Annotated in this window: 9 tRNA genes; all 9 read right to left on the minus strand. The window is 51.2% G+C overall.

Annotation, left to right across the window (positions count from 1 at the left end):
- Positions 1-71: 71 nt before the first annotated feature.
- The 9 genes from HP548_RS00320 to HP548_RS00360 all read right to left on the minus strand — a co-directional run bounded on the left by HP548_RS00320 (position 72) and on the right by HP548_RS00360 (position 1,061).
- Positions 72-157 (minus strand) — tRNA-Tyr (locus HP548_RS00320).
- Between the two features lie 9 nt (positions 158-166).
- Positions 167-242 (minus strand) — tRNA-Thr (locus HP548_RS00325).
- A gap of 18 nt (positions 243-260) precedes the next feature.
- Positions 261-336, minus strand: a tRNA-Phe gene (locus tag HP548_RS00330).
- A 98-nt stretch (positions 337-434) separates the two neighbouring features.
- Positions 435-512: transfer RNA gene (locus HP548_RS00335), tRNA-Asp, on the minus strand.
- Positions 513-539: 27 nt separating this feature from the next.
- A tRNA-Met gene (locus tag HP548_RS00340) sits at positions 540-613 on the minus strand.
- Positions 614-632: 19 nt separating this feature from the next.
- Positions 633-708: transfer RNA gene (locus HP548_RS00345), tRNA-Val, on the minus strand.
- A gap of 124 nt (positions 709-832) precedes the next feature.
- Positions 833-904, minus strand: a tRNA-Glu gene (locus HP548_RS00350).
- A 4-nt stretch (positions 905-908) separates the two neighbouring features.
- Positions 909-984 (minus strand) — tRNA-Asn (locus tag HP548_RS00355).
- Between the two features lies 1 nt (position 985).
- Positions 986-1,061 (minus strand) — tRNA-Ala (locus HP548_RS00360).
- Positions 1,062-1,066: the final 5 nt, after the last annotated feature.

The following is a 1,066-nucleotide window of genomic DNA, read 5'->3' on the forward strand; positions in this document are numbered from 1 at the left end:
AAGGGCTCGAACCTTCGACACCCTGATTAAAAGTCAGGTGCTCTACCAACTGAGCTAATGACTCGAAAAACTGGTGGAGGATGATGGATTCGAACCACCGAACCCGTACGGGAGCAGATTTACAGTCTGATGCGTTTGGCCGCTTCGCTAATCCTCCAGGATTACATGGTGCCGGCGAGAGGACTTGAACCCCCAACCTACTGATTACAAGTCAGTTGCTCTACCAGTTGAGCTACACCGGCATATTAAGTTGTGATAAATGGTGGCTCGGGACGGAATCGAACCGCCGACACGAGGATTTTCAGTCCTCTGCTCTACCGACTGAGCTACCGAGCCTTAATGAAGTTTAACCTTAGAACGTTACACTTTATCTAGGGCGTTCGGTGCCATATAGCAGATTAAGTGTGAACAAATTCCTCATATAAAGATTAAAATGGCGGAACCGACGGGATTCGAACCCGCGATCTCCTGCGTGACAGGCAGGCATGTTAGGCCAACTACACCACGGTTCCAGATCACTTTCTTCAGAGAAAGTATAATTGCGGGGGCAGGATTTGAACCTGCGGCCTTCGGGTTATGAGCCCGACGAGCTACCGGGCTGCTCCACCCCGCGTCGTTATTCAAAAGTTATATGGTGGAGGCTGAGGGGATCGAACCCCCGACCCTCTGCTTGTAAGGCAGATGCTCTCCCAGCTGAGCTAAGCCTCCATATATATGACCCGTAGGGGATACTCTAACTTCGTTTGAGACTGCGAAGCCATTGCTAACGAAGCTTATCCTCCGACGAACCTTTGGGATTCTCATCCCTTTTTTAAGCTAATAAATATAGCAATGACCCGTAGGGGATTCGAACCCCTGTTACCTCCGTGAAAGGGAGGTGTCTTAACCCCTTGACCAACGGGCCTTAATGGCTCCCCGAACAGGACTCGAACCTGTGACAACTCGATTAACAGTCGAGTGCTCTACCAACTGAGCTATCAGGGAATGGTGGAGCCAAGCGGGATCGAACCGCTGACCTCCTGCTTGCAAGGCAGGCGCTCTCCCAGCTGAGCTATGGCCCCATACA

It is taken from the genome of Paenibacillus taichungensis (assembly GCF_013359905.1).
In the GTDB taxonomy this organism is placed as follows: Bacteria; Bacillota; Bacilli; order Paenibacillales; family Paenibacillaceae; genus Paenibacillus; species Paenibacillus taichungensis.